17 protein-coding genes are annotated in these 22,283 nt (G+C 46.4%); 3 read left to right on the top strand and 14 right to left on the bottom strand.

What is annotated here, in order from left to right; all coding sequences use genetic code 11:
• Positions 1-2: 2 nt before the first annotated feature.
• Positions 3-1,649, bottom strand: a complete 1,647-nt coding sequence (recN, locus tag S2091_RS20950; RefSeq protein WP_105533919.1) for a DNA repair protein RecN — start codon at positions 1,647-1,649, stop codon at positions 3-5.
• A gap of 102 nt (positions 1,650-1,751) precedes the next feature.
• Positions 1,752-2,654, bottom strand: coding sequence for an NAD kinase (locus S2091_RS20945; protein ID WP_105533918.1), 903 nt, complete (start codon positions 2,652-2,654; stop codon positions 1,752-1,754).
• A 108-nt stretch (positions 2,655-2,762) separates the two neighbouring features.
• Between S2091_RS20945 and S2091_RS20940 the strand changes: the two genes are divergently transcribed.
• Positions 2,763-3,497, top strand: a complete 735-nt coding sequence (locus tag S2091_RS20940; protein WP_105533948.1) for an HAD family hydrolase — start codon at positions 2,763-2,765, stop codon at positions 3,495-3,497.
• On the opposite strand, the gene S2091_RS20935 is transcribed toward S2091_RS20940, so the two are convergent.
• From S2091_RS20935 to gloB, 5 genes are all read right to left on the bottom strand, one after another.
• Positions 3,480-4,664 carry a Wadjet anti-phage system protein JetD domain-containing protein gene (locus S2091_RS20935; RefSeq protein WP_105533917.1) on the bottom strand — a complete coding sequence of 395 codons (1,185 nt, stop codon included), beginning with the start codon at positions 4,662-4,664 and terminating at the stop codon, positions 3,480-3,482. The two genes, S2091_RS20940 and S2091_RS20935, sit on opposite strands and share 18 nt — an antisense overlap.
• Entirely contained in the window at positions 4,661-8,047 is a 3,387-nt protein-coding gene (locus tag S2091_RS20930) for an ATP-binding protein (RefSeq protein ID WP_105533916.1), read from the bottom strand. Before S2091_RS20930 ends, S2091_RS20935 begins: the two co-directional genes overlap by 4 nt.
• Positions 8,040-8,684, bottom strand: a complete 645-nt coding sequence (locus tag S2091_RS20925) for a DUF4194 domain-containing protein (protein ID WP_105533915.1) — start codon at positions 8,682-8,684, stop codon at positions 8,040-8,042. Before S2091_RS20925 ends, S2091_RS20930 begins: the two co-directional genes overlap by 8 nt.
• Positions 8,685-8,691: 7 nt before the next feature.
• Complete coding sequence (locus S2091_RS20920; RefSeq protein WP_105533914.1) at positions 8,692-10,161, bottom strand: DUF3375 domain-containing protein; 1,470 nt, start codon at positions 10,159-10,161, stop codon at positions 8,692-8,694.
• A 353-nt stretch (positions 10,162-10,514) separates the two neighbouring features.
• Positions 10,515-11,306 (bottom strand): hydroxyacylglutathione hydrolase, encoded by a 792-nt coding sequence (gene gloB / locus S2091_RS20915; RefSeq protein ID WP_207769772.1) that lies wholly within the window; start codon positions 11,304-11,306, stop codon positions 10,515-10,517.
• Positions 11,307-11,318: 12 nt separating this feature from the next.
• On the opposite strand from gloB, the gene S2091_RS20910 reads away from it, so the two are divergent.
• Positions 11,319-12,110 carry a class I SAM-dependent methyltransferase gene (locus tag S2091_RS20910; protein ID WP_105533913.1) on the top strand — a complete coding sequence of 264 codons (792 nt, stop codon included), beginning with the start codon at positions 11,319-11,321 and terminating at the stop codon, positions 12,108-12,110.
• A gap of 9 nt (positions 12,111-12,119) precedes the next feature.
• On the top strand, positions 12,120-12,554 hold the full coding sequence (gene rnhA / locus S2091_RS20905; RefSeq protein ID WP_105533912.1) for a ribonuclease HI: 435 nt from the start codon (positions 12,120-12,122) through the stop codon (positions 12,552-12,554).
• A 13-nt stretch (positions 12,555-12,567) separates the two neighbouring features.
• Here rnhA and tal read toward each other — a convergent pair whose 3' ends face one another.
• The 7 genes from tal to S2091_RS20870 form a co-directional block, all read right to left on the bottom strand.
• Positions 12,568-13,503, bottom strand: a complete 936-nt coding sequence (gene tal / locus S2091_RS20900; protein ID WP_105533911.1) for a transaldolase — start codon at positions 13,501-13,503, stop codon at positions 12,568-12,570.
• Between the two features lie 37 nt (positions 13,504-13,540).
• Entirely contained in the window at positions 13,541-14,602 is a 1,062-nt protein-coding gene (gene selD / locus S2091_RS20895; RefSeq protein WP_105533910.1) for a selenide, water dikinase SelD, read from the bottom strand.
• Positions 14,603-14,802: 200 nt separating this feature from the next.
• Positions 14,803-16,278, bottom strand: a complete 1,476-nt coding sequence (locus S2091_RS20890) for a DEAD/DEAH box helicase (protein WP_105533909.1) — start codon at positions 16,276-16,278, stop codon at positions 14,803-14,805.
• 532 nt (positions 16,279-16,810) lie between these two features.
• Complete coding sequence (fabI, locus tag S2091_RS20885) at positions 16,811-17,590, bottom strand: enoyl-ACP reductase FabI (RefSeq protein ID WP_105533908.1); 780 nt, start codon at positions 17,588-17,590, stop codon at positions 16,811-16,813.
• Between the two features lie 350 nt (positions 17,591-17,940).
• Positions 17,941-19,650: an ABC transporter ATP-binding protein gene (locus S2091_RS20880; protein WP_207769771.1), complete on the bottom strand. Its 1,710-nt coding sequence runs from the start codon at positions 19,648-19,650 to the stop codon at positions 17,941-17,943.
• Positions 19,651-19,660: 10 nt separating this feature from the next.
• A complete protein-coding gene (locus S2091_RS20875; RefSeq protein WP_105533907.1) occupies positions 19,661-20,668 on the bottom strand; it encodes an ABC transporter permease in 1,008 nt (335 codons plus the stop codon).
• 23 nt (positions 20,669-20,691) lie between these two features.
• The gene (locus tag S2091_RS20870) at positions 20,692-21,630 is read right to left on the bottom strand and encodes an ABC transporter permease (protein ID WP_105533906.1); all 939 of its coding nucleotides are present in this window, start codon (positions 21,628-21,630) and stop codon (positions 20,692-20,694) included.
• Between the last annotated feature and the right edge of the window lie 653 nt (positions 21,631-22,283).

Below are 22,283 nucleotides of genomic sequence, written 5' to 3'. Positions count from 1 at the left end.
ACTTAGGTAGTAAGTAATTCTCTGGCGTGCTTGCGGGTGGTGGCAGTGATTTCCAAGCCGCCTATCATGCGGGCGATTTCTTCCACGCGTGACTTATGGTCGAGCATTTCAATATGGGAAACCGTTCCTTCGGCCTGACTCGTTTTACTGACCTGGAAATGCTGATCGGCCTGGCTGGCCACTTGCGCTAAATGGGTGACGCACAGCACTTGGTAATCTTGCCCAAGTCGTTTTAATAAACGTCCGACTACTTCAGCGACACCGCCGCCAATGCCGCTATCAACCTCATCAAAAATTAACGTTGGTGTGGCAGTGGAAGAGGATGTGATAACTGAAATCGCCAAGGAAATTCGTGCTAACTCACCGCCAGACGCGACTTTGGCAAGCGGTCTGGCAGCAACGCCGGCGTGTCCTGCCACCATATATTCAATGTGTTCGGTTCCGTATAAACTTGGTTCTATCGGCGTCAGAGCGACTTCAAAACAGCCGCCTACCATGCTAAGTTCTTGCATCGCGTCGGTGACAGCTCTGCCGAGTTTGTCGGCGGCAGCCGCGCGTGCTTTGCCCAGTTGCGTCGCACTGGTTTTATATTTTTTCAATGCGGCTTGTTCCATTGCCAGCAATGATTCCAAGTCAGTCGCTTCACCTAATGCCGCTAATTCAGTGGATAGCGTTTTGAAAAGGGTGGGCAGTTCTTCTGGCGTTACATGGTATTTACGTGCGCAAGAGTGTAGTGCTTCAACCCGGTCTTCCACTATCCGTAAACGTTCAGGGTCGAGTTCAACCCGGCTTAAATAATCATTTAATGACGAAGTGGCTTCTTGCAGGTGGATGCGGGCCGGTTCTAATGTGTCGAGAATGGCTTGCAGGTCTTCGTCATATTCAGTCAGTTTTGCGAGTTTTTGATTGATCGCGGCGATTTGAGACAGGATAGGATCTTCGGATTCCGAGATTGCATTGAGCGCATATTGAGCGCCTTCAATTAAGCTGGCAGCATGCGCTAAACGGCTGTGTTCATTGGTGATTTCTTGCCATTCATCGGCTTGTGTGCGTAGTTTGTCGAGTTCACTGACTTGCCACTCCAAGCGTTCGCGTTCTAATAAAACCTGTTTGGCATTCGCTTCAAATTGCGTACGTTGCTGGCGTAACGCGTTCCAATTTTTATACAGGCCACCGACTTCGTGTACTTGTGTTGTTAGCTGAGCGTGATTATCCAGTAACTGTCGCTGCGTGTCGTTTTGCAATAAGGACTGATGCGCATGCTGACCATGAATATCCACTAATAACGCACCCAATTCACGCAGTTGTGCGGCGGTGGCGGAAACGCCATTAATAAAGGCTTTGGAACGTCCTGCATTATCAATCACCCGGCGTAGCAAAATCATGCCTTCATCCATTGCTAACTCTTGTTCGGAGAGCCAGGCGTCACAAACTTTATTGGAAGAAAATTCGGCGCAGATGTCGGCTTTATTCGCGCCTTCACGCACCATGCTGGCATCGCCCCGGCCACCTAAAGTAAGGCTTAAGGCGTCAATCAAGATGGATTTACCAGCGCCGGTTTCTCCGGTTAATACCGAAAATCCAGCAGAAAATTCCAGTTCAATGTGTTCAACAATGACAAAATCACGAATCGTTAGGGTGCGTAGCATGGTGGTTGTTGAGGTGTAGTTAGATGAAGTAAGGTGAAAAATCGGGGAAGACTTATTTTATCTGAAAAGTGTTAAAAATAAGTCAAAAGTGTCATGCGTGCCTTAGTTGAGATTCCCATTCACCGTTGGGTACTCATTCCAGTGCATTTTGTCGCGCAGGGTATGATAGTAATTCCATTCTTTGGGATGTAGGAAACAAATCACATGTTTTGAACGTTGAATATGAATTTGGTCACCCACCATCAAATGCGCAAATGATTGCATGTCAAAATTAACACTGGCTTCGCGTACGGCGGAAATTTCGATAATGATTTTACTACTATCGGACACCACAATCGGCCGGTTAGAAAGCGCATGCGGTGCAATTGGCACAAATACAATTCCGGCTAAATTGGGATGCATTAACGGGCCACCGGCGGACAAAGCATAAGCGGTAGAACCGGTTGGGGTAGAAATAATTAAGCCATCGGAACGTTGGTTGTACATAAAATGGTTGTCTACCGTCACCTTCAATTCCACCATGCCGGAACCTGCACCACGTGCGACGACAATATCGTTAAAGGCTAAGCCACTGGTAATTTCCTGGCCATCGCGGATGACGACGCCTTCCAATAAAGAACGTTGTTCTAATTGATGATTACCAGCCAAAATTTCACTTAATGCGGTATACATTTGCTCAATGGGAATATCGGTCATAAAGCCCAAACGGCCCTGATTAATTCCAATCAATGGTATTTGATAGGGCGCTAATTGACGCGCAATACCCAGCATAGTTCCATCACCGCCAAGTACAATAGCAACGTCGGCATGCTGCCCGATCTGCGCCGGCGGCATAATGGTAAATTCGGTAAGACTTAAGTTAGTCGCGGTTTCTTGTTCCAGCACGACGGTATGACCGGCTTCAACCAGAAAATGCGCCAGGCTGAGTAAGTCTTTGGCAATACCTGCGGCTGAATATTTACCGACTAATGCAATGGTTTTGGCAACGGCGGGCGAAGTTGTCATAAGTTAGCAGTTGCCTCTGTAGTGTTTGGGTGATTAAAATAATCTGGGCTAAATTAGATCATAGTTCAGCGTAGTATTGAATAGTAAAGTGTGGAGTATCCAGTGGAAATGCGTCATAAAAATAGCAGGAAACCTCAAAATCTGTCCATAAAAGCCGTCATTTTTGATCTGGACGACACTTTATGGCCAATTATTCCGCTCATTAATCATGCAGAGCAAACTTTATTTGATTGGCTGCAAGCAAATGCGCCCAAGGTTACCGAGCAGCACAGCATACAAAGTATGCGCAACTTTCGGGCCGCGTTGATACCAACTAACCCGCGTTATCAGTTTGACTTATGGGCCTTACGGCATGCCATGCTAACGCAGCTATTTTTAAGTACCGGTGAAGACGCAAATACGGTTAACAATAAGGCCGATACGGCGATGCAGGTTTTTGCCGCGGCGCGTAATCAAGTCAGTTTATACGACGATGTCATACCGACTTTAACGGAATTAGGCCGGCATTTTCAATTAGGCAGTATTTCTAATGGCTTTGCAGATTTAGAACAAATAGGCTTGGCAGAGCATTTTAAAGTCTCCATCGCGGCACACCAATTCGGTTGCGCCAAACCGGACCCAAGCATTTTTAAGGCTGCGTGCGCCGCATTAAATGTAGAGCCGCAGCATGCCGTGTATGTTGGCGATGACGTGCTGCTAGACGTGCGGGGCGCGCAAGACGCCGGATTGGCTAGTGTTTGGATCAATCGTACTAAGCGTCCTGGATGGTCAGAAGTTCGGGCAGATTATGAATGTAGGGATTTGACTGAGCTATTGGCTTGGTTGTTAAATGGGCGAGGTTAGTATTGTCAATGCCGCTTCTACCCAAGTAAAGCCGATGCGTTCCTGTTCCAGGCGCAGATGTTTTTTTATCCGGTTGTCGCGCAAATCGTCAAAAAGCGCTGCTTCGTCTGGCGTTAATCTAGGTAAGTCGCGCAACATGGGTTTATCTTCTTGTCCCCATTGCGTTTCAAACGCCATCAAGGTGGTGCGATCCATTAAGAAGGATTGCGCATGTGGGAAATGGTTGCGCAACTGATCAAGAATTGCGTAACCGTGTGTGTCGATGTCGCCCCAGTAGATCATCTGGCAGCATGACAGCCACTCCGCTTTACTCAACATCTCAAACCCATATCCCGCTCCAAAAATGACCATGCTGTCGGGCAAAAGTGGGAAGGCCAAAAAATTGATTTCATTTTCAGTGATGAAAACACGTGAAATGGCGGGGTTTAAGCGGGCAAAACTGTCTGCATCCAAGGTGATGTCAGCCAACTGCGCACCGGGTAGCCTGGTTGAAATTAGATCAAGCAGGCGGAAACGGATGCGGTGCGGTTTATCTAAAAAACCGTAGCGCTGAGCGAATTGGTTCACGCCGGTGGCGTTGAAGTCGATGGTTTCGGGCGCTAAGCTTAGATCGAATAATTCGCTTAATAAGGCGCGGTGAGCTTCGATTAATTTACTGTGCACAAGCGGAATATCTACCTGCCTTAAATAAATTCCGGGACGCGGATGCGCTTTTAACCAACCCACAATGGTAAGTAGTAGCGACCACGATTCGGCCAACTCTAATGCACGTAACGGGCGTTTTGCCAGCCAAGGAAGTAATTGCGGTTGTTGTGCCCGCGTTATGGCGATGATCGTGTTAAAGCGTTCAGCATCGCGTTTTTTTCCTAACCAGACCAGAGCCGCAGCCAGCGTATCTACCCATATTTGATGAGGAATGGCGTTGGCACCCAAAAGACGATGATTGAACTCGCGCATCTCGATACGGCAATGTGGCATGGCTCGTAGTGCAGCGATCCATGTTCGCACCTGATCAAAGTGCTCTGCCATGTCTGGCGAGGTCGGTGTTTTTAGCGTTAAGCGAATGGGAAAGGGCGATTCGCTACCTAGCAGGCTAGCTAATAGCTCACCGCGTTCCCATCGTTTTTGCAGTTGAGCACGCAATTCATCCGGTGTGCTCCATTTCATGAAAGTACCTTGGTTTTTTCAGTGCGATACTCGTCAATCGACAGATTGCGCAATTTGGACGTGCGGCCCTGTTCGTTATGAACGAAGCCGACATTTGACACAAACGGTTCAATAATATGAATTTTTTGCAGTGGAGTGATGATCAGTAATTGCAAATTGAGCTGGGCAAACAGACGTAAGCCGTATTGCGCTGATTCGTCTGAGCCGCGCCCGAAGGCTTCGTCAATTACTACAAAGTGGAAGGAGCGTGAGCGGGTCGCTTGCCATTCCAGGCCGAATTGGTAAGCCAGACTGGCGGCTAAAACAGTATAGGCCAGCTTTTCCTTTTGGCCGCCGGATTTGCCGCCTGAATCTGAATAATGTTCGTGTTCCCGGCCATCGTCGCGCCACCGTTCGCTGGCGGCAAAGCTATACCAGTTGCGTACATCGGTGACTTTATTGCTCCAGCGTCGATCCAGTTCCGACAAGCTTTCCCGACCGCGCAGGCGTTCGATGATGTATTTGACTTGTAAAAATTTGGCTTCGGAATAATGATCGTCCTCCGAACCGGTTAACGTGCCTTCGGTACAGGCGCGTAATTCAGCTTGAAAATCGCGGATGTCGGTATCCATACTGGGTTTGGCTTCCAGTTCGATGAAGCGACCGGGGTTGTAATCTATGCCAGTGAGCGAAGCGTTGATGCGTGTAATGCGATCTTTAATATTTATTTGTTCTCGTCCCAGTTGCGATTGAAAATTAGCGACTTCGCGGATGGTATCTTCGTTGAGCAGTTCTTTAAAACGCGCTTCAAAGCGCGGCAGATCATCGGCGGCCAGTTTGGCGAGCATGGTGTCGTATTCGAACACCGCGTCGATACTGGCATCCACTTCTTCCGTTTCGAGCCTAAATTCGTTGTTGTAGGATGTCATTGCCTTGACTATTTTGTCCCTTAGTCGATTCAATTTGCCGTCTTCCGATTCGATCTTAGTTTGTAGCCAGCCGCGTAGGTCACGCTCGCGTGCATCGCATGATTCTACGCTTAAGTTGTGCTCACCCAAGGCTTCATTGCGGATACTGTTCAGAGCGTCAAAATAGGCGGTGTGGACTGCTAATTCCTGTTGATTCAGGATTAAGGTGGTATGCCGGTGTAATTCTTCGGCGACATTACGTTTGACCCCGGTTCCTCCGCGCTTTTCAATTTGAAGATCAATTTTTATTTTGACGTCAAGCAGTTCACTACGCACTTTAGTGAGCCGTTGCGTTAATTGCAGCAAGATGTCGGATGCCGATTCGAGTAGCTTTTTTTCATCCTGTAATTGGGCAATTAAAACGGCAACGGCTTGCCAATTGATCTCATTAAAATCGCGGTATTCGTCCAGTCTGGATAGTGTGGCGAGCTTGATGTTGAGTGTGTCAAGTACCGCCTGAGTCTTATTAATCACATCACGTAATTTATTTTTTTCAACATCTAGTTTTGCGGCACTGGCTTCCAAGGTGGCGATTTTGTCTAAATTGCTCCAGCCCAGCACGTAACGGCTGCGATCATTAATGCGGTGACGGTCATCTTTTTCATGACGTTCACCCGGCATTTTGATTTGCCCATTCGGCGTGACGGCTCGTACCTCACGCCGGAACTGGTCTTGCGTAGCACAGCAGGCCACGTCAAAACGGCGTACCAGTTCACGCTCTAACCAGTCAAAGAATTCTGAATCGGGCTTTATCGCTATTTTGCGTGCCAGAGAATCTCTATGCAAACTCGGTAAGGCAGTTGATACGCTTGAGTTTTGGCGGATTCTAAAATACACCAGACGTCCTTTGAGATGGATTTTATCCACCCAATCGGCCACCAATTGGTAATGCATATCCGGCACCAGCAGCGATAGACCAAAGGGACGCAAGATGCGTTCCGCAGCGCCTTCCCAGTCGCGCTCGTTGTCATGTATTTGCAGGAGTTCACCGGAAAAAGGCATATCTTCTTCTGGAAGATTGAGTGCCTGGCATAAGGCGCTGCGCATGGTAATTTGTTCTGCAGGGAGGTTGTTGCGGCGCGCTTTAAGACTGGTGATCTCGGTTGTTAGTAGAGCGTGTTCCTGCTCGAGCTGAAGTAGGTTAAGGCTATGTCCGGCGATGGTGTTTTGCAGTTTTTCGATTTGTGCGGAAGTGGTTTGCGCATCGATTGGAAGGTTGTTACGCCGAACCAAAAAATCAGCTTCATTAAGACAGGGCTTTTCGCTGATGTCACTAAGCAGTTTGGTATACCGACTGGCCTTTATTTGACGGGTGTTGCGCTCCTGTTGTTTAGCTTCTATCTCTAGTGTCAGTTTTTGAATGCGGTCACCGCCATTTTGGTGAATATCTCGTTCGAGTTCATTTTCTTCCACCTTGAGGCGATCGCGCACCTCTTCACTACGCGCGATCTGGTGTGTTTGTTGTTCAAATTCCTGCCTAAGAGCGGCGATGCGCTTATCTAGTAAGTCTAGTTTTAAACCCGCAAAATACGGTTCAAGAGCGACCCGGCAACTGCGTAATTGGGCTACTTGTGTTTGTTGTTCGGTATAGCGCGTGCCATCGCTCATCAATGGCGTGAGTAATTCCACTTGGCGTTTAGCTTTAAGCACCGCTGCATGAGCGCGATTCAAATCATCAAAATGGCCGATCAAGGCATCAATGCGCGGTGCTACATCGAACGCTTCCAGCATGTGGTTGCGTACAAAATCGGTCAGATTGCCGACCGATTTCATTGATACGGTTTGATGGAATAATTCCAACGCTTGTTCATTTTCAATCCCAAAACGTCGCCGGAACCAGGCACCGTAGGGTGGGAAGCTATCAAACAGGTTGATGCCGGGCCCGCGTAATTTTTTGCGTAGAGCGGTAATCTCGGTTCCAAATTCGGCGAAATCTTTGGCAATGGACAAGTCACGTTCAGCGCCGACAAAAAAACGCGCTGGTTGACCTTGCGCTTCTTTCATCCAGAAAACCTGCGCCAGGGTGATGGTCTGGTTGTAGTCAATGTTATGAAATACGCCCAAAATCACTGAATAATTATGCTGGTCACGTAGTGCGACCGGCTTGGCTGTGCCGCTGATGTCATTACGTTCGGATTTGTAATGGCCCAGCACGTAGGAGCGTAACGAGCGTTCTTTATGGTCGGCGCCGGCAGCTTTGTTATAGGCGATGCGGTGCGCCGGAACCAGTAGCGTGGTTACTGCATCGACCAGAGTGGATTTGCCCGATCCAATATCACCGGTAAGCAAAGCATTCTTGCCATTCAGGTTGAGTGTCCAGACGCGTTCGTCAAACGTGCCCCAGTTGAATACTTCCAGCCGTTGTAAGCGAAAGCCAGATAGAGCAGGCTCGTTGCTAAAGTCCAGTGGCAAGCTTGCTTCGGTTGGGCTATTCATCTTCTTCCTGTGTAGCAGTTAAGTGGATTTGATAAGCGTCTAATTGCGCATCAAATTCCGCCAGCCATTGCGCATCCACAAAGGCCTTGATAATGCGCCTGACTTCGAAAGCCGCTGGCATGCTTGGGTTGCTGGCCTTGAGTTTGCGCAAGAAACCTAATTCCACAATTTTGTTGATATGGGTTTCAATCTGATCGGTGAGTTTGGCATCATTACTGGCGCTGGGTAAAAAAACCCGAATCAGTTCGATGATGTCGTTTCGATTTAATACCAGCCGCATACCGTTACCATCTTGCCCGCCGCTGGCATCAAATTCGGCCAGTTTTTTTCGTAGTAAGGCCAGTAATAAACTGACCGAAAATGAAAGTTGGCGACGTACCACTAAACGTGGCAGCTTGGATGCGGGATCATCCTTTAACTCGGAATGGGCGCGTAAAAAAGCATAACCTTCAGCTTCGTCCAGTGCCAATTCCAGGCCGATGACGGCAATATAGTCACGCACTTGCGCTTGCAGGTTGAGTAAGTCCGCCCATAGATTGACGTCATTTTCCTGATATAGCACGCCTTTAAGCAAGACGATGATGAGTGATGATAAATTACTGCAGGCTGGTGTCTGTTCAAGCATTGGTTCTGACATAGTTGGATTACCTTACAAAAATCACGCGCGGCAAACGTGCTTGTTTTTCGATGTGTTGTCCATCGACGGTGTCGCGTGACCAGAAAACGGTTTCAATAATATCTTCATCTACGGTGGCGTTGAAGCTGTCGCAGGCCAGTTGCAGGTAGGCTACTAGTTCGGCCAAGCCATGTTGTAGCGGTTGTAGTTCGCAAAGTTCGCGCAAGGTGACTTGTGAGCGATCCTGTAAGGTTTGGCGGATATGTTTGGCGAGCTGGTGTTTGTCGATCACAATCTGCGAATATAGCGCTTGCATGGCCGAATCAGAATCGAGATTAAGTTCATCTTCACCCGATTCCAGTTTGAGATTTGCTATAGCGGTTTTAGTGGCTGGGCTAAATAATGGCCGCTCCATCGGCAGTTCAATACTGGCCGCGGTGTCGGCAATGCTCATGACTTCACCTGGCGGCAGAGCGTGGCGCAACGCTAGTGCTTTTACTTCGATGCCGTGCAAAATATCCATGATACGGCGGTTTTCCAGCCAAGCCTGATCATCCAAAAAACGACGTAACTGTTGCGATAATTGCGCCACCGTGCGTTGAGTATGTTCACCCGCTTCCAACCAGTCGTAATGGATTCGGCGGATACGAGCATCGGGTTTGAGTTCGGCGATGGGAGTCAGGTTAAGTACTCGCTCCAACAGGTTCGACAATTCTTCTTGCCTGCGACTGGACATTAAAAAATCCCAAAAAGCTCGAAAACTCTTACCCTGATCCGTATCGGAAATTGCATCACGCTCCCCCATGATTTCTTCCAGTAATGCACCTTTAGATCCATTCCATAGGGCGACACGTTCTCGTACCCGGCGATCCAGTCCGCGAAAATTGTGTTCAACTTCGCGGAAATCAGCTAATAATTCACGGGCTATGCTGGTAAATTGCTGGAAGCGGTCTTTTAGAGCGGTGTCATCCAACAACGTAAAATCGCCCGCTGATACTCGAATAATTTCAGCATCAATCTGATCGCGTTGTTTGTGTAACTCGGCAATGCGGGTTTGTGGGTCGGTTTCGCTACCGGTATTCATCTGCTTGAGTAAATCAAACAGGGTCAGCAAGCGTGATTCAGTGCCAACAAAGCTACGTTCGGCTAGTGCACCGAGCCAGGCAATGGATTTCTCGGTGGCGGGCGTCAGATCAAAATGCGGTTCGTCGGAATCCTGCACATAAAACTTACGCAACCAGGCGTTACTGGCCCAATCATTTAAATAATCCAGAGCCGCTTTAGGAAAAGCATCTGCACCGAGTTGCTCACGCAAAGAAAACAATTCATCTTCCAGTGTTTCCACCAAATCAGCTTGTGTCATGATCCGCACATTGGGCGTGATAAATACACGTTGAAAAAAACTGGCTACCAGCGGTACATGATCGGAACGCAACAGTTTCCACGCAGGATGATTCTGGCGTAACAGGGTGAGGGTGGTGTAGTCGAGAGTAGTCAATGAACTAGGGTAATTGGGGGTGATGTTATCTACCCGTTAACGTTGAAATCGGCAAAGATGATTGTACTTAAAGCGCAAAGGCATCGCTATCTTATTACGAATGCTATGGTCGAATTTGCAATATCTATTAATATAAATAGTAAATTTTTTTAACCAAATAATTTAAAATTAATATGTCCTGATACTGTTGGCCGATGGGGTAACACTATTTCAGAACTTAAGACGTTACGAGCGGACTTTCCCGCGTGGCTTGTCATTTTAAAAATTCGTATTCACAGCGTACAGTAACAGGATTAATTTCGCGTACCAATAGGCATTATTCGGAGAATCTGCAGTAGCCTTTCTTCAACCAATCAAAACGTATTTTTCCATTCACGAACGGCAGCAAATACCGTCACCTCATCAGTTACATCGGATAATTTTTGCTTGTTTTGCAACGTATGAATAATTTCAGGCGAGCTTGAACGTAAAAACGGGTTAGTTTGCAATTCCAGATTCAGCTGGCTGGGTACCGTAGATAAACCGTTTTCACGCGCTACGTTGGCAAGTTTAAATCTATTTTGCAATGCCGCATTATTCGGTTCAACTGCCAAGGCAAAGCGTAAATTGGATAGGGTATATTCGTGTGCGCAATAGACATTGGTATTAGCTGGCAGTGCACTTATTTTTCGTAATGAAGCGACCATCTGCGCTGGCGTACCTTCAAATAAGCGTCCGCAACCGCCTGCAAACAGGGTGTCGCCGCAAAACAGACTGCTTAATGCGGCGCAATAATAAGCGATGTGTGTGCTGGTATGGCCCGGTACTTCCAATACGTCAAAATGAAGGTTTAATTCTTTCAAAAAAAGCGTTTCGCCTTGCTGGCATCCCTGTGTTATGGTGGAAATTCGGCCGCTTTGTTGATCTGCCAAGGGGCCATAAACAGGAACCGCAGCGTGGCTAAGTAGCTCATCAACTCCGCCAATATGGTCAGCATGATGGTGAGTGATTAAAATGGCGCTTAGAGTAAGCTGGTGCTGATTTAAATAGGCTAGCACTGGCGCAGCATCACCAGGATCAACGATAATGGCGTTTTGATCGTTATGTATCAACCAAAAATAATTGTCGTCAAAAGCGGGAATTTGCTGAATGTGAATGTTTGTCATAGCTGAGCGGGTATGGAAGAAAAGAATAATCAAAACTGTAACATAGACTTGGACGCATGGTTGAAACAACCTTCGGGCATCTATGTGCGCGCTTGGGAACAGACGGTGTTAGATAAATTAACGGCCGATATTTTTGGCTTTAATGCCGTGCAAATTGGTTTGCCGCAAATTGATTGTTTAGCCGCTTCCCGCATGCCGAATAAGTGGCTGGCTAACGATACTTTACTCCCTAATTCACCGAATAAAATAGCGCTGTTACATGATTTTGAGGATCTGCCTTTTGATACCCAAAGTCTGGATTTAATCGTGCTTCCGCATGTGCTGGAGTTTGCGGCAGAGCCGCATCAAATTCTACGCGAAGTAGAACGCGTATTGATACCGGAAGGCCGGTTGATTATTTGCGGTTTTAATGGCGCTAGTTTATGGGGTGCCCGTCAAACTGTGGGGCGATTTTCCGGACGCTATTTCCTACCGAAATCAGCCGAATTTATCAGCCTGTTGCGGTTGAAAGATTGGTTAAAATTACTCAATATGGAAGTTGATCGCGGCCATTTTGGTTGTTATGCGCCGCCATTAGATAATCAGAAGTGGTTGCAGCGGTTTCACTTTATGGAGCCCGCGGGTGAACGCTGGTGGCCTTATCTTGGCGCTGCTTACATTGTTCAAGCTATCAAACGGGTTAAGGGCATGCATTTAATTGGACCCGCATGGAAAAATAAACGGTTGTTGGTACCGAATGCGGTTCCGGTCACGAATCGGCATCACAGCGATCAATTAGATATTCCAAGCAAACTTATAAAATAAAGAAACAACATGGATCAAATTAATATCTACACCGACGGCGCTTGCAAAGGTAATCCTGGCCCGGGCGGTTGGGGCGCGTTATTGGTGGTCGGCGCAAATGAAAAAGAATTGTTCGGCGGTGAAGCAAATACCACTAACAACCGGATGGAATTAATGGCGGTAATTCAGGCATTATCCGCTTTGAAACGCCCTTGTCACGTCACGATACATACCGATAGCCAGTATGTATTAAAGGGCATTACTGAATGGATCGAAGGCTGGAAAGCCAAAGGTTGGAAAACGGCTTCCAAAGCGCCGGTAAAAAACGTCGATTTGTGGCAGACACTTGATGCTGCAACGACACAACATCAAATTGAATGGCGCTGGGTTAAGGGCCATTCAGGTCATGCGGGTAATGAACGTGCTGATCAGTTGGCTAATCGCGGCGTGGAAGCGGTGCTGTAGCAGCAATAATGCTTTAGCGCATGGATGCGATCAGTTGTTCCAGCTTGACGGTATCGGCGCAAAATAAACGAATTCCTTCAGCCAGTTTTTCTGCTGCCATCGCATTATTATTCACCGCTAAACGGAAGCTGGCTTCGGTCATTGTGATTGCTGATAAGTCGCAAGCCTTTGCTGCTGCCTGGTTGAGTTTGCTTGGAACCGGATCGCTGGATTCGCTGAGTTTTTGCAGTAATTCAGGGCTGATGGTAAGCAAGTCGCAACCAGCTAATTCAGTAATTTGTCCGGTGTTTCTAAAACTCGCGCCCATGATTTCAGTCTTAAAGCCAAATTTGCGGTAGTAGTTATAAATCTGCTTTACCGACTGAACACCCGGGTCATTTTCAGCACTGTATTCTTGGCCGGTATTTTTTTTGTACCAATCATAAATGCGACCAACAAATGGCGAAATTAACTGCGCCCCAGCCTGCGCGCAAGTCACGGCCTGCTCTAAGGAAAACAACAGCGTCATATTGCAATGTATGCCTTCTTTTTCAAGAATAGCCGCGGCTTGTATACCTTCCCAGGTTGAGGCGATTTTAATTAAAACCCGTTCACGGGTAACGCCGGCAGCCTCATACAGTGCAATTAAATGGCGTCCTTTGGCAACGGTGGCGGCAGTATCAAACGATAAGTGCGCATCGGTTTCGGTGGAGACACGGCCGGGTATCAAGGCTAGGATTTGTAGACCGAAAGCGATCAATAAATGATCAATAATTTCGCTGTTCGTAGCCTGTGGATGTGCGCTAATTGCTTGACTTAGCAAAGGCAAATAGTCAGGTTTTTGAACGGCTTTCAAGATCAATGATGGGTTGGTCGTGGCATCTTGCGGCGCGAAGATTTTCATGGATTGAAAATCACCTGTATCAGCCACTACTGTTGTGACTTGTTTGAGTTGTTCAAGTTGGTTCATGAGCTGCTCCGCGTAATTTTGATTAATAAGAATGCTTTTATGGTGCCACGATAATGTTTGCTGCGCTAGTGACAGGTTTCTCAACTAACTCACCAATAACGCAGGCATGCGGAAAGCCCTGCGCATGAAACAGCGCCAATACACTGGCAACCGCTTCAGGGCGTACCGAGACTAATAATCCGCCGGAAGTTTGTGGGTCACTTAATAAATGCTGATGGATTTGGCTAACGCCATCCAGCAAACTAACCTCATGCCCGTAAGCGGCCCAATTGCGGCCTGATGCGCCAGTAATACAGCCTTGTTCGGCCAGCGTCATGACGTTATCCAATAATGGAATGGATTGCATAGATAAATTCGCCGTTAATTTTGCAGCACGAGCGACTTCGAGCAAGTGCCCCAGCAATCCAAAACCAGTCACATCGGTGACTGCACCAACTCCATCCATGTTTGACAAGGCCGCACCGGGTTTGTTGAGTTGGGTGGTGGTATTGATCATGCAGGTATAGCCGGCTTCGTCTAACAGGCCTTTTTTAAGTGCGGCTGAGAGTATTCCTACGCCCAATCCTTTACCTAAAATAAGTTGGTCGCCAGCTTTTGCGTCGCCATTGCGTTTTACTTTTGATGGATGCACCAAGCCTAAAACCACCAGACCATAGATTGGTTCGACTGAGTCTATCGTATGGCCGCCAGCAATCGGAATTCCTGCTTCGGCACAAATTGTTTCGCCACCTTTAATTATGTTGGTAATGACATCAAGAGGTAATTTGTTGATAGGCATTCCTACCAAAGCCAGGGCCATAATTGGAGTTCCACCCATGGCGTATACATCGGAAATGGCGTTGGTGGCGGCGATTCGTCCGAAATCAAACGGGTCATCTACAATCGGCATAAAAAAATCTGTGGTGGCGATGAGTGCTTGTTCTTCGTTGAGTTTATAAACGGCAGCATCGTCGGAGTTTTCTATGCCGACCATCAATTGCGGTGGAATAGGGAAGCCGTTAGAGTTTTTTAATATTTCAGCCAATACGCCCGGCGCGATTTTGCAGCCACAGCCACCGCCGTGAGAGAAAGAAGTTAGTTTGATGGGAGTTGTGGTCATGGTGGCTAGCAAGTATTAATTTAATGAAGCACCATTTTATTCCATTCCTATATCAACCGTGCACTTTGTCGGTTTCACAATTGATCTAGAAATGGAACTAATTGTTTATGTCTCTGAAAAACAAAAAACGACTGCGAACAGTCGTTTTTTTATTACATGGCGTAGTTAGACTACGCCATTATTCCAGTCACTTCGCCAGATTACCGATCGCCGAATGAGCGACGTGTAGTGTCTGAAGAGCGATTGCCACCTTTGTAGCCGCCAGCTTCTTTATTGAAACCACCGCCACCATCTCTGGATGGCGCTGCCGGCTTACTGAAAGTACGCTGTGCTGGCTTGTTGCCTGCATAACCACTACCAGTATTGCCGCCGCCATTGCCGTTACGGCTGTTGCTATTGCTGCGGCCGTCACCTGGTTTCCAGCCGCCTGGTTTAGCGGATGAACGTGGTGATGCGCTGCGTTTGGCTTCAAAGCCTTCTACAACTTCAACTGGGATCAATTGTTTTGTGAAGCGCTCGATGCGTTTAACGTTCATGCTTTCAGCATGATTCACCAAAGAAATCGCAACACCATTACGACCAGCACGGCCAGTACGGCCGATACGATGTACGTAATCTTCTGGGAACTTAGGTAAGTCGTAGTTGAAAACGTGGGTAATCGCAGGAACGTCAATACCGCGCGCTGCAACGTCAGTTGCTACTAAAACGCGTACTTGACCGCGACGCAAACCATCTAATGTACGGTTACGAGCGCCTTGATGCATGTCGCCATGCAAAGCGGCAGCTGCAAAACCAGCGATATTTAAACGGTCAGCAATAGTGTCTGCATCACGTTTAGTAGCGGTAAAGATAACTGCTTGATCCAATGTTTCATCGCGCAATAAATGATCTAACAAACGGTTTTTATGTGACATGTCGTCGACAAAGTGAACGCGTTGGGAGATGTTTTCATGCTTGGCTGTTGAGCCAGCGATTTGAATAATCATTGGATTATTCGTGATGCGACGTGCCATGTTACCGACTACGCCATCCAATGTTGCTGAAAACAACATGGTTTGACGAGTTGCAGGAGTTGCATCAACGATTTTTTCGATGTCGTCAATAAAGCCCATATCCAACATACGATCGGCTTCATCCAACACTAAAATTTCTAATTCAGAAAAATCAATTTTGCCGGATTCCATGTGGTCTATCAAACGACCTGGAGTAGCAACCAAGATTTCTGGGTTTTTAGCCAAAAGTTGCATTTGTTTTGGGTAAGGCATACCGCCCAAAATAGATACCGCACGAATCTTGCGTAAGAATGAACCGTATTTATCGGTTGCTGTAGTTACTTGCAGAGCTAATTCGCGAGTTGGTGTAAGCACCAACATTTTTGGTTTTGCTGCTTGAAAACGTGGACGATCGCCGCGTGAGCGAGCTGATTGACGTTCTTGATTAGGTGTTTTTTCACCGGCAGCAGTGTCGTTGATTTGTTCGTTGCTTGCAAATTTATGCAACGCAGGGAGCATAAATGCAGCGGTTTTACCAGAACCGGTCTGGGATGATACTAATAAGTCGCGACCAGCGATAGCGGCAGGCACAGCTTGTTGTTGCACTGGTGTAGGCTTGGTGTAGCCAGCTTCAGTCAATGCTTTTAATAGGGATGCGTGTAAGCCAATTTGTTCAAATGTCATGCTTTTCTTTCGTAGTTTTCGTACTTATTTAAATAAGCACTTAGTGCAGCACACAAAAGGTGTGATGCGCAGCAGCGCAAACCAAACGAAATAGTTAAAGACGACAAATAAACGCATAAATTGCGCAAAATACCTTACACACCAATTGATGGCGTGAAGAAATTCAGAAGTATCTTTAACAAAGAAATTTCGGCACAAAAAGCTTTGCGCCGGGACGATGTCTAGAATAACGACATACAAGGCGGGGGGCTTTTCATCGCGCAATCCAACTAAGTTGCTGGCGCGCAAGGGTTCACGATGCTACTTCAATGTTGCCGCTGCTAATATATTGCAGCGCACAAAGAACTATACAGTATTTCGAGTTGAATTGCATCAATAATTTCACAATTCACGCATAGATCATTGAATTCATTGATTTATTGCTTTTGAGAAATGATTGGTGCGCAGTCGGTAGGTACATAACGAGTGCTTAAATTAATGGCACTCAGTATTAATTTGATATGCAAATCCGACTGCTATTTACAGTGGAAACTTATTCCACGTTGACTGCAACGTGTGAAAAGCCACCATCTACATAGATAATTTCACCGGTAATGCCACTTGACAATGATGACAGCAAGAACGCGGCAGTATTACCGACATCGTGAATAGTAACGTTACGACGTAACGGAGCCATTTGCGCTGCCAGTCCTAATAATTTGCTGAAATCTTTAATTCCCGCGGCGGCCAGGGTTTTGATCGGGCCAGCTGAAATACCGTTCACGCGAACGCCGTCTTTGCCCATTGTTTCGGCCAAATAACGCACGCTGGCTTCCAGTGATGCTTTGGCTAGCCCCATCGTGTTGTAGTTGGGAATAGCGCGCTCGGCGCCAAGATAGGTCAGGGTAATTAATGCCGCTTCGTCACTTAACATTGACTGTGCGGCTTTGGCTAATGCCGGGAAGCTGTAAGCAGAAATGTCGTGGGCGATTTTGAAGGATTCGCGTGATAGGCCTTCTAAAAAATCACCGGCAATCGCTTCACGTGGTGCGAATCCGATAGCATGTACCAGACCGTCTAATTTATCCCATGATTTGCTCAAATCGGCAAAAACCGCGTCGATCTGTTCGTCGCTACCGACATCGCAATCAAAGATCAATTTACTGTCAAATTCAGCGGCAAAATCGGTGATACGGTCTTTAAAGCGCTCACCAACATAGGTGAAGGCCAGTTCGGCGCCTTCGCGTTTGCAGGCTTGTGCAATGCCGTAAGCAATAGAGCGGTTTGATAATAAACCGGTGATGAGAATTTTTTTACCTTGCAGAAATGCCATGAGTGACTCCAATTGCCCGCCATGCTCCGCGCTGATAATGCTTGAGCGCTTACGCTTGCAGCGGTGTTAAAAGTGGTTGTTGAGTGGTTATTGTTATGATTACCGCGCAGATTGTAGGGCTTTGTTTTGGCTTCGGCAACCATTCTCTGTACTGGCTTGGGTTTGAATTGTGTACGAATAATGCTGAAATTCGGTGAGTTTGGTCGCATAAATCAGGAACTTCATATATTTTCCTGATTTTTTTAAATTTTTAACGTACCCAACGGGTTTCCTGTCGGTGAAATCTAATTTTTAGACAGCGTGTAATAAGTTCCATGTAAATAGTTAGCATTGCCGAATTTCAATCTGGCCTAATTCTGTAAACCACGCGGTATTGCGCTTAACAAGCTGCGCGTGTATTCCTGTTTTGGATTCAAATATAACTCGTCTGAATTCGCCAATTCCACCACGCGCCCTTGATGCATAACCATCACCTGATCGGCAATGTATTTCACCACTGCTAAATCATGTGAAATAAAGATATAGCTCATGCCAAATTCTTCCTGCAAATCTTGCAGCAAGTTGAGCACTTGCGCTTGCACTGACACATCGAGCGCAGAGACAGATTCATCGCATACCAATACTTCCGGGCGCATAGTCAGGCAGCGCGCAATTGCAATCCGCTGCCGTTGGCCGCCAGAGAATTCATGCGGATAACGATGAAAAGCCGCGGCCGGCAAACTCACTTTATCCAGTAATTGATACGCCATTGTTGCGCGCTCAGCATCATTGGAACCAATACGATGGATGTGCATCGGCTCCATCAAAATTTGACCGACAGTAAACCTTGGATTTAACGACGCATAAGGATTCTGGAAAATAATTTGAATCCTGCGTTTGTAATGCATAAATTCGTTATTCGACATGGCGAGAATATCTTTGCCGTCAAAAATCGCTTGCCCGCCGCTAGCTTGATGCAAGCGCAGTAATGTTAAGCCCAGCGTCGTTTTTCCTGAGCCGGATTCACCGACTACCCCCAAAGTTTTTCCGCGCGCTAACTTGAATGACACATCCTCCACAGCTTTAAATTCTTTGCGGCCGAAAAAACCTTCACGGAAGAAAAAACTTTTCGCTAAGTTAGTCACTTCAAGCACAATCTCTTCGCTGCCATTTAAGCCGCGCGGGCGTTCTGTGTGAATTTTATCGCTTGGCGCTGTTTGCATATAATCGTCGATGACCGGCAAGCGCCAAGGCCGGGTTGTTAGCGACGGACGGCAATGTAATAACGCTTTGGTGTAAGCATCTTTTGGCGCTTCAAAAATCTGCTGCACTGCGCCCATTTCACGCACCTCACCGTGCCGCATCACAACCACATAATCAGCAATTTCACCGACCAAGGCCAGATCATGGGTAATAAACAGCACTGACATTTTATGTTTAGTGCGCAATGACTCGATCAATTCAATAATCTGTTTTTGGATAGTGACATCGAGCGCTGTGGTCGGTTCATCGGCGATTAATAATTTTGGCTCGCAGGCAATCGCCATCGCAATCATGACGCGTTGTTGTTGGCCGCCCGAAAGTTGGTTGGGATATGCATCTATCTTAGTTTTCGGATCAGGAATGCCGACTTCATCGAGCAAGGCCAAGGTGCGCGCATGTGCTTGCTTGGCATTCATGTTCAAATGCAAACGCAGTACTTCGGCAATTTGAAATCCCACCGTAAAGACCGGATTTAACGACGTCATCGGTTCTTGGAAAATCATGGCAAACTCTTTGCCGCATAACTTGCGCCGTTCAGCCAGTGATAAATCCAGCAAATTTTTACCTTCAAAGGTAATTCGACTATTAGGATCTATTTGAGCGCTATCGGATGGCAATAAACCCATTATCGCCAAAGAACTGACTGATTTACCGCTGCCGGATTCGCCGACCAAAGCTACTGTGCAATTTTGAGGAACCGTAAACGAAATACCTTTAATGGCGGCTACGCTTTCGTGTTTATTAACTTTGAAACTGATCCGTAAATTTTCAACGTTTAACAACATATCGTCAGCATTAGCTACTGTTTTATTATTCATGTGGCGTTCCTCATTTCAGTTTAGGATCGAGGGCATCACGCAGCGCATCCGTAAACAGTGAAAACGCCGTCACCAACACCGCCATCGCCACGCTAGCTGCGACCAATTGCCACCACTTACCTAAAATGAGTTCGTTCTGCGCTTCGTTGAGCATGCTACCCCACGACACCATGCCAACCGGAACACCAAAACCCAGGAAGCTCAAAATTACTTCCGATTTAATAAAGCTCACCACCAAAATGGAAACCTGTACCAAGGCCACATGTGAAACATTAGGGAAAATATGCGCAAACATTTTTCGCCAGTGGGAAGCACCAATTGCATCGGCGGCTAAGACGTATTCACGTTCTTTGTGTTTCATGTATTCAGCGCGTATCAAGCGATAAGTGCCGGTCCAACCAGTGAGTGCCAAAATCAATACGATGGTGCCGATACCTTTTTGTTGTAGTACCGCTGCGACTGACAAGATCAGCAGCAAGTAAGGTATCGAGGTGAAAATACTGTAAAACCAGCTAAAGATGTCGTCGATCCAGCCGCCAAAATAACCAGAAAATGCACCAAGTAATGTGCCCAGAAAGGTCGCTAAAAGTGCGGCGACCAAGCCAACAATAATTGACGTTTCTGCGCCTTTAATTGTTTTTTTAATGATGTCATGGCCCCACTTATCTGCACCAAATGGTAAGGAGGTACGCTTGGCTACTTCCGTTGTTTTTGCGGCAGATTTAACCTTGAGTTCTTTAATAAACTCTTTTAATGGATCGAGTGGATTCTCTGCTAATGCCTCTTCAGTTTTTTCAATACCTGTCATCGTTTTTTGCGTGCCAATAAATGTCGGTGGAGCATAATTAACGGCAATTTCTTTATTCCAGTCGGATGCGACTATGTCGGTTGCAGACGCAAGCAATAACAGTAAATAAGCGACGACTATAGTCAGCGCCAACATAGCAACGCGATCAGCTTGTAAGCGACGCCAGGCGAGTAGCCAGAGACCGGGAGATGTTTGTGTGGTTGATGGCATTTGAGGTTTTTTCTATTTCAGAACTATTTCAATTTAATGCGTGGATCAACCGCTTGATACAGCAGGTCAGTTAGCAAATTAAAAATCATGGTGACAATCGCGACATAGATAGTAATTGCTTTAATCACCGGAAAATCGCTGCGCTCTACAGCTAAAATAATTTCACGCCCAATTCCTGGAATACCAAAGAAACGTTCAATCAAAAACGCACCAATCAACAGAGCCGGCAAGTTGGCCATAACGTGGGTAATGATGGGTATCGACGCATTGCGTAACACATGCACCCAGACTATCCGTCGCTCAGATAAACCCTTGGCGCGTGCGGTGCGTACATAATCCTGATTAACTTCATCCAATACGAAGCTGCGGAATAATCGTAAATCTGGTGCAACCGAGACAGCTAGCGCAATTAAGATCGGCAACGCAGAATAGCGGAATAAATTTTCGAAAAAATTATTACCCCAGCCTTGCACCGGGAATAAACCAAGTTGGTAGGCAAACACATATTGGCCAACAATGATGTACACCAAAATGCTGACCGACATGCCGACCGTGCAGGCAATCATCACCATGCGGTCAGTGAGTGAGCCACGTATAAAAGCAATCGACAAGGCTAATGCAATAGCAATCGCGGTTTCCAAAATGGTGAGCGGAATTAGCACTGTCAGGGAAGGGCCCATGCGGGTGCTGATGATGGAAGAAACCGTTTCGCCGGTGCTCCAACTTACGCCAAAATTGAAGGTGGCGATTTGTTGAATGAAGATTCCGAGTTGTACGTAATACGGCTTATCTATGCCGAGTTGCGCGCGTATTTCGGCGATTTGTACCGGGTTCGACATTTTGCCGGCCAGCAGATACGCCGGGTCGCCACCGACCCAGTTAAATAGAAAGAATACCAATAAAATCACCCCAAGCAAGGTGGGCAGCATTTGCCAGAGGCGACGTAATATATAAGCTGACATGGATTTTTAATGATTATTTGGCGTTTTATTGGTGCAGATATACATCCATTCGGGCGGAAAAACTGGATTTTTTTATTGTTAATTACTTATTTTCGCGTCGTTTTATTGTATTTATTTTTCAGCAATTAAATGCGAAAAGTTCAAATGTAACATAGAGAATTCTGATTGAAGATGGCTTGTTAATATTTTACTTTCGTGTAATTGCAATTAAACATGTTGAATAAGTCATTCTTGGCGTAAATATTGCCGCATAAAATCATTGATGCTGATGCAGTTTTAGTACTTGTCTATTCATGCATTAAATGTTGACGTTTTAATCGTATTTGTTTATTGGTTAAGTGCAATGAAGAAGCACCTTATACCGTGTTTAACGCAAGTGGGCATTGGTTGGTGGGAAATTTCGATGTTTTCAAAAGAAGATCAAATAAATTTGTAAATTAATGTAGTTTTCTTTTTTTAAATAATTCAAAATTTTTTGCAATCGGGAAAAAATTTTTGAAATTTCTTCAAAAAAAATAATTATCTTTTTTCTCTCCATTCCCCTTGAAAACTAATGAAAACATGTTGCGTCGCATTAAAAAAATACGGTCGTGTACAAATTGGTAAAACTATTTTTAGTTTGTGTCTGAGAAGTAAGATTTAGATACAAAGTA

This window comes from Solimicrobium silvestre (assembly GCF_002976435.1).
Lineage (GTDB): Bacteria > Pseudomonadota > Gammaproteobacteria > Burkholderiales > Burkholderiaceae_D > Solimicrobium > Solimicrobium silvestre.
This window is presented reverse-complemented; position numbering and strand designations above follow the sequence as displayed.

Coding starts and splice junctions, on each gene's coding strand:
- rnhA (WP_105533912.1), top strand. CDS start 12,120: ATGGATCAAATTAATATCTACACCGACGGCGCTTGCAAAGGTAATCCT.
- S2091_RS20945 (WP_105533918.1), bottom strand. CDS start 2,654: ATGACAACTTCGCCCGCCGTTGCCAAAACCATTGCATTAGTCGGTAAA.
- S2091_RS20890 (WP_105533909.1), bottom strand. CDS start 16,278: ATGACATTTGAACAAATTGGCTTACACGCATCCCTATTAAAAGCATTG.
- S2091_RS20870 (WP_105533906.1), bottom strand. CDS start 21,630: ATGTCAGCTTATATATTACGTCGCCTCTGGCAAATGCTGCCCACCTTG.
- S2091_RS20935 (WP_105533917.1), bottom strand. CDS start 4,664: ATGAAATGGAGCACACCGGATGAATTGCGTGCTCAACTGCAAAAACGA.
- tal (WP_105533911.1), bottom strand. CDS start 13,503: ATGAACCAACTTGAACAACTCAAACAAGTCACAACAGTAGTGGCTGAT.
- S2091_RS20940 (WP_105533948.1), top strand. CDS start 2,763: ATGCGTCATAAAAATAGCAGGAAACCTCAAAATCTGTCCATAAAAGCC.
- S2091_RS20875 (WP_105533907.1), bottom strand. CDS start 20,668: ATGCCATCAACCACACAAACATCTCCCGGTCTCTGGCTACTCGCCTGG.
- fabI (WP_105533908.1), bottom strand. CDS start 17,590: ATGGCATTTCTGCAAGGTAAAAAAATTCTCATCACCGGTTTATTATCA.
- S2091_RS20910 (WP_105533913.1), top strand. CDS start 11,319: ATGGAAGAAAAGAATAATCAAAACTGTAACATAGACTTGGACGCATGG.
- recN (WP_105533919.1), bottom strand. CDS start 1,649: ATGCTACGCACCCTAACGATTCGTGATTTTGTCATTGTTGAACACATT.
- selD (WP_105533910.1), bottom strand. CDS start 14,602: ATGACCACAACTCCCATCAAACTAACTTCTTTCTCTCACGGCGGTGGC.
- S2091_RS20925 (WP_105533915.1), bottom strand. CDS start 8,684: ATGTCAGAACCAATGCTTGAACAGACACCAGCCTGCAGTAATTTATCA.
- S2091_RS20880 (WP_207769771.1), bottom strand. CDS start 19,650: ATGAATAATAAAACAGTAGCTAATGCTGACGATATGTTGTTAAACGTT.
- gloB (WP_207769772.1), bottom strand. CDS start 11,306: ATGACAAACATTCACATTCAGCAAATTCCCGCTTTTGACGACAATTAT.
- S2091_RS20930 (WP_105533916.1), bottom strand. CDS start 8,047: ATGAATAGCCCAACCGAAGCAAGCTTGCCACTGGACTTTAGCAACGAG.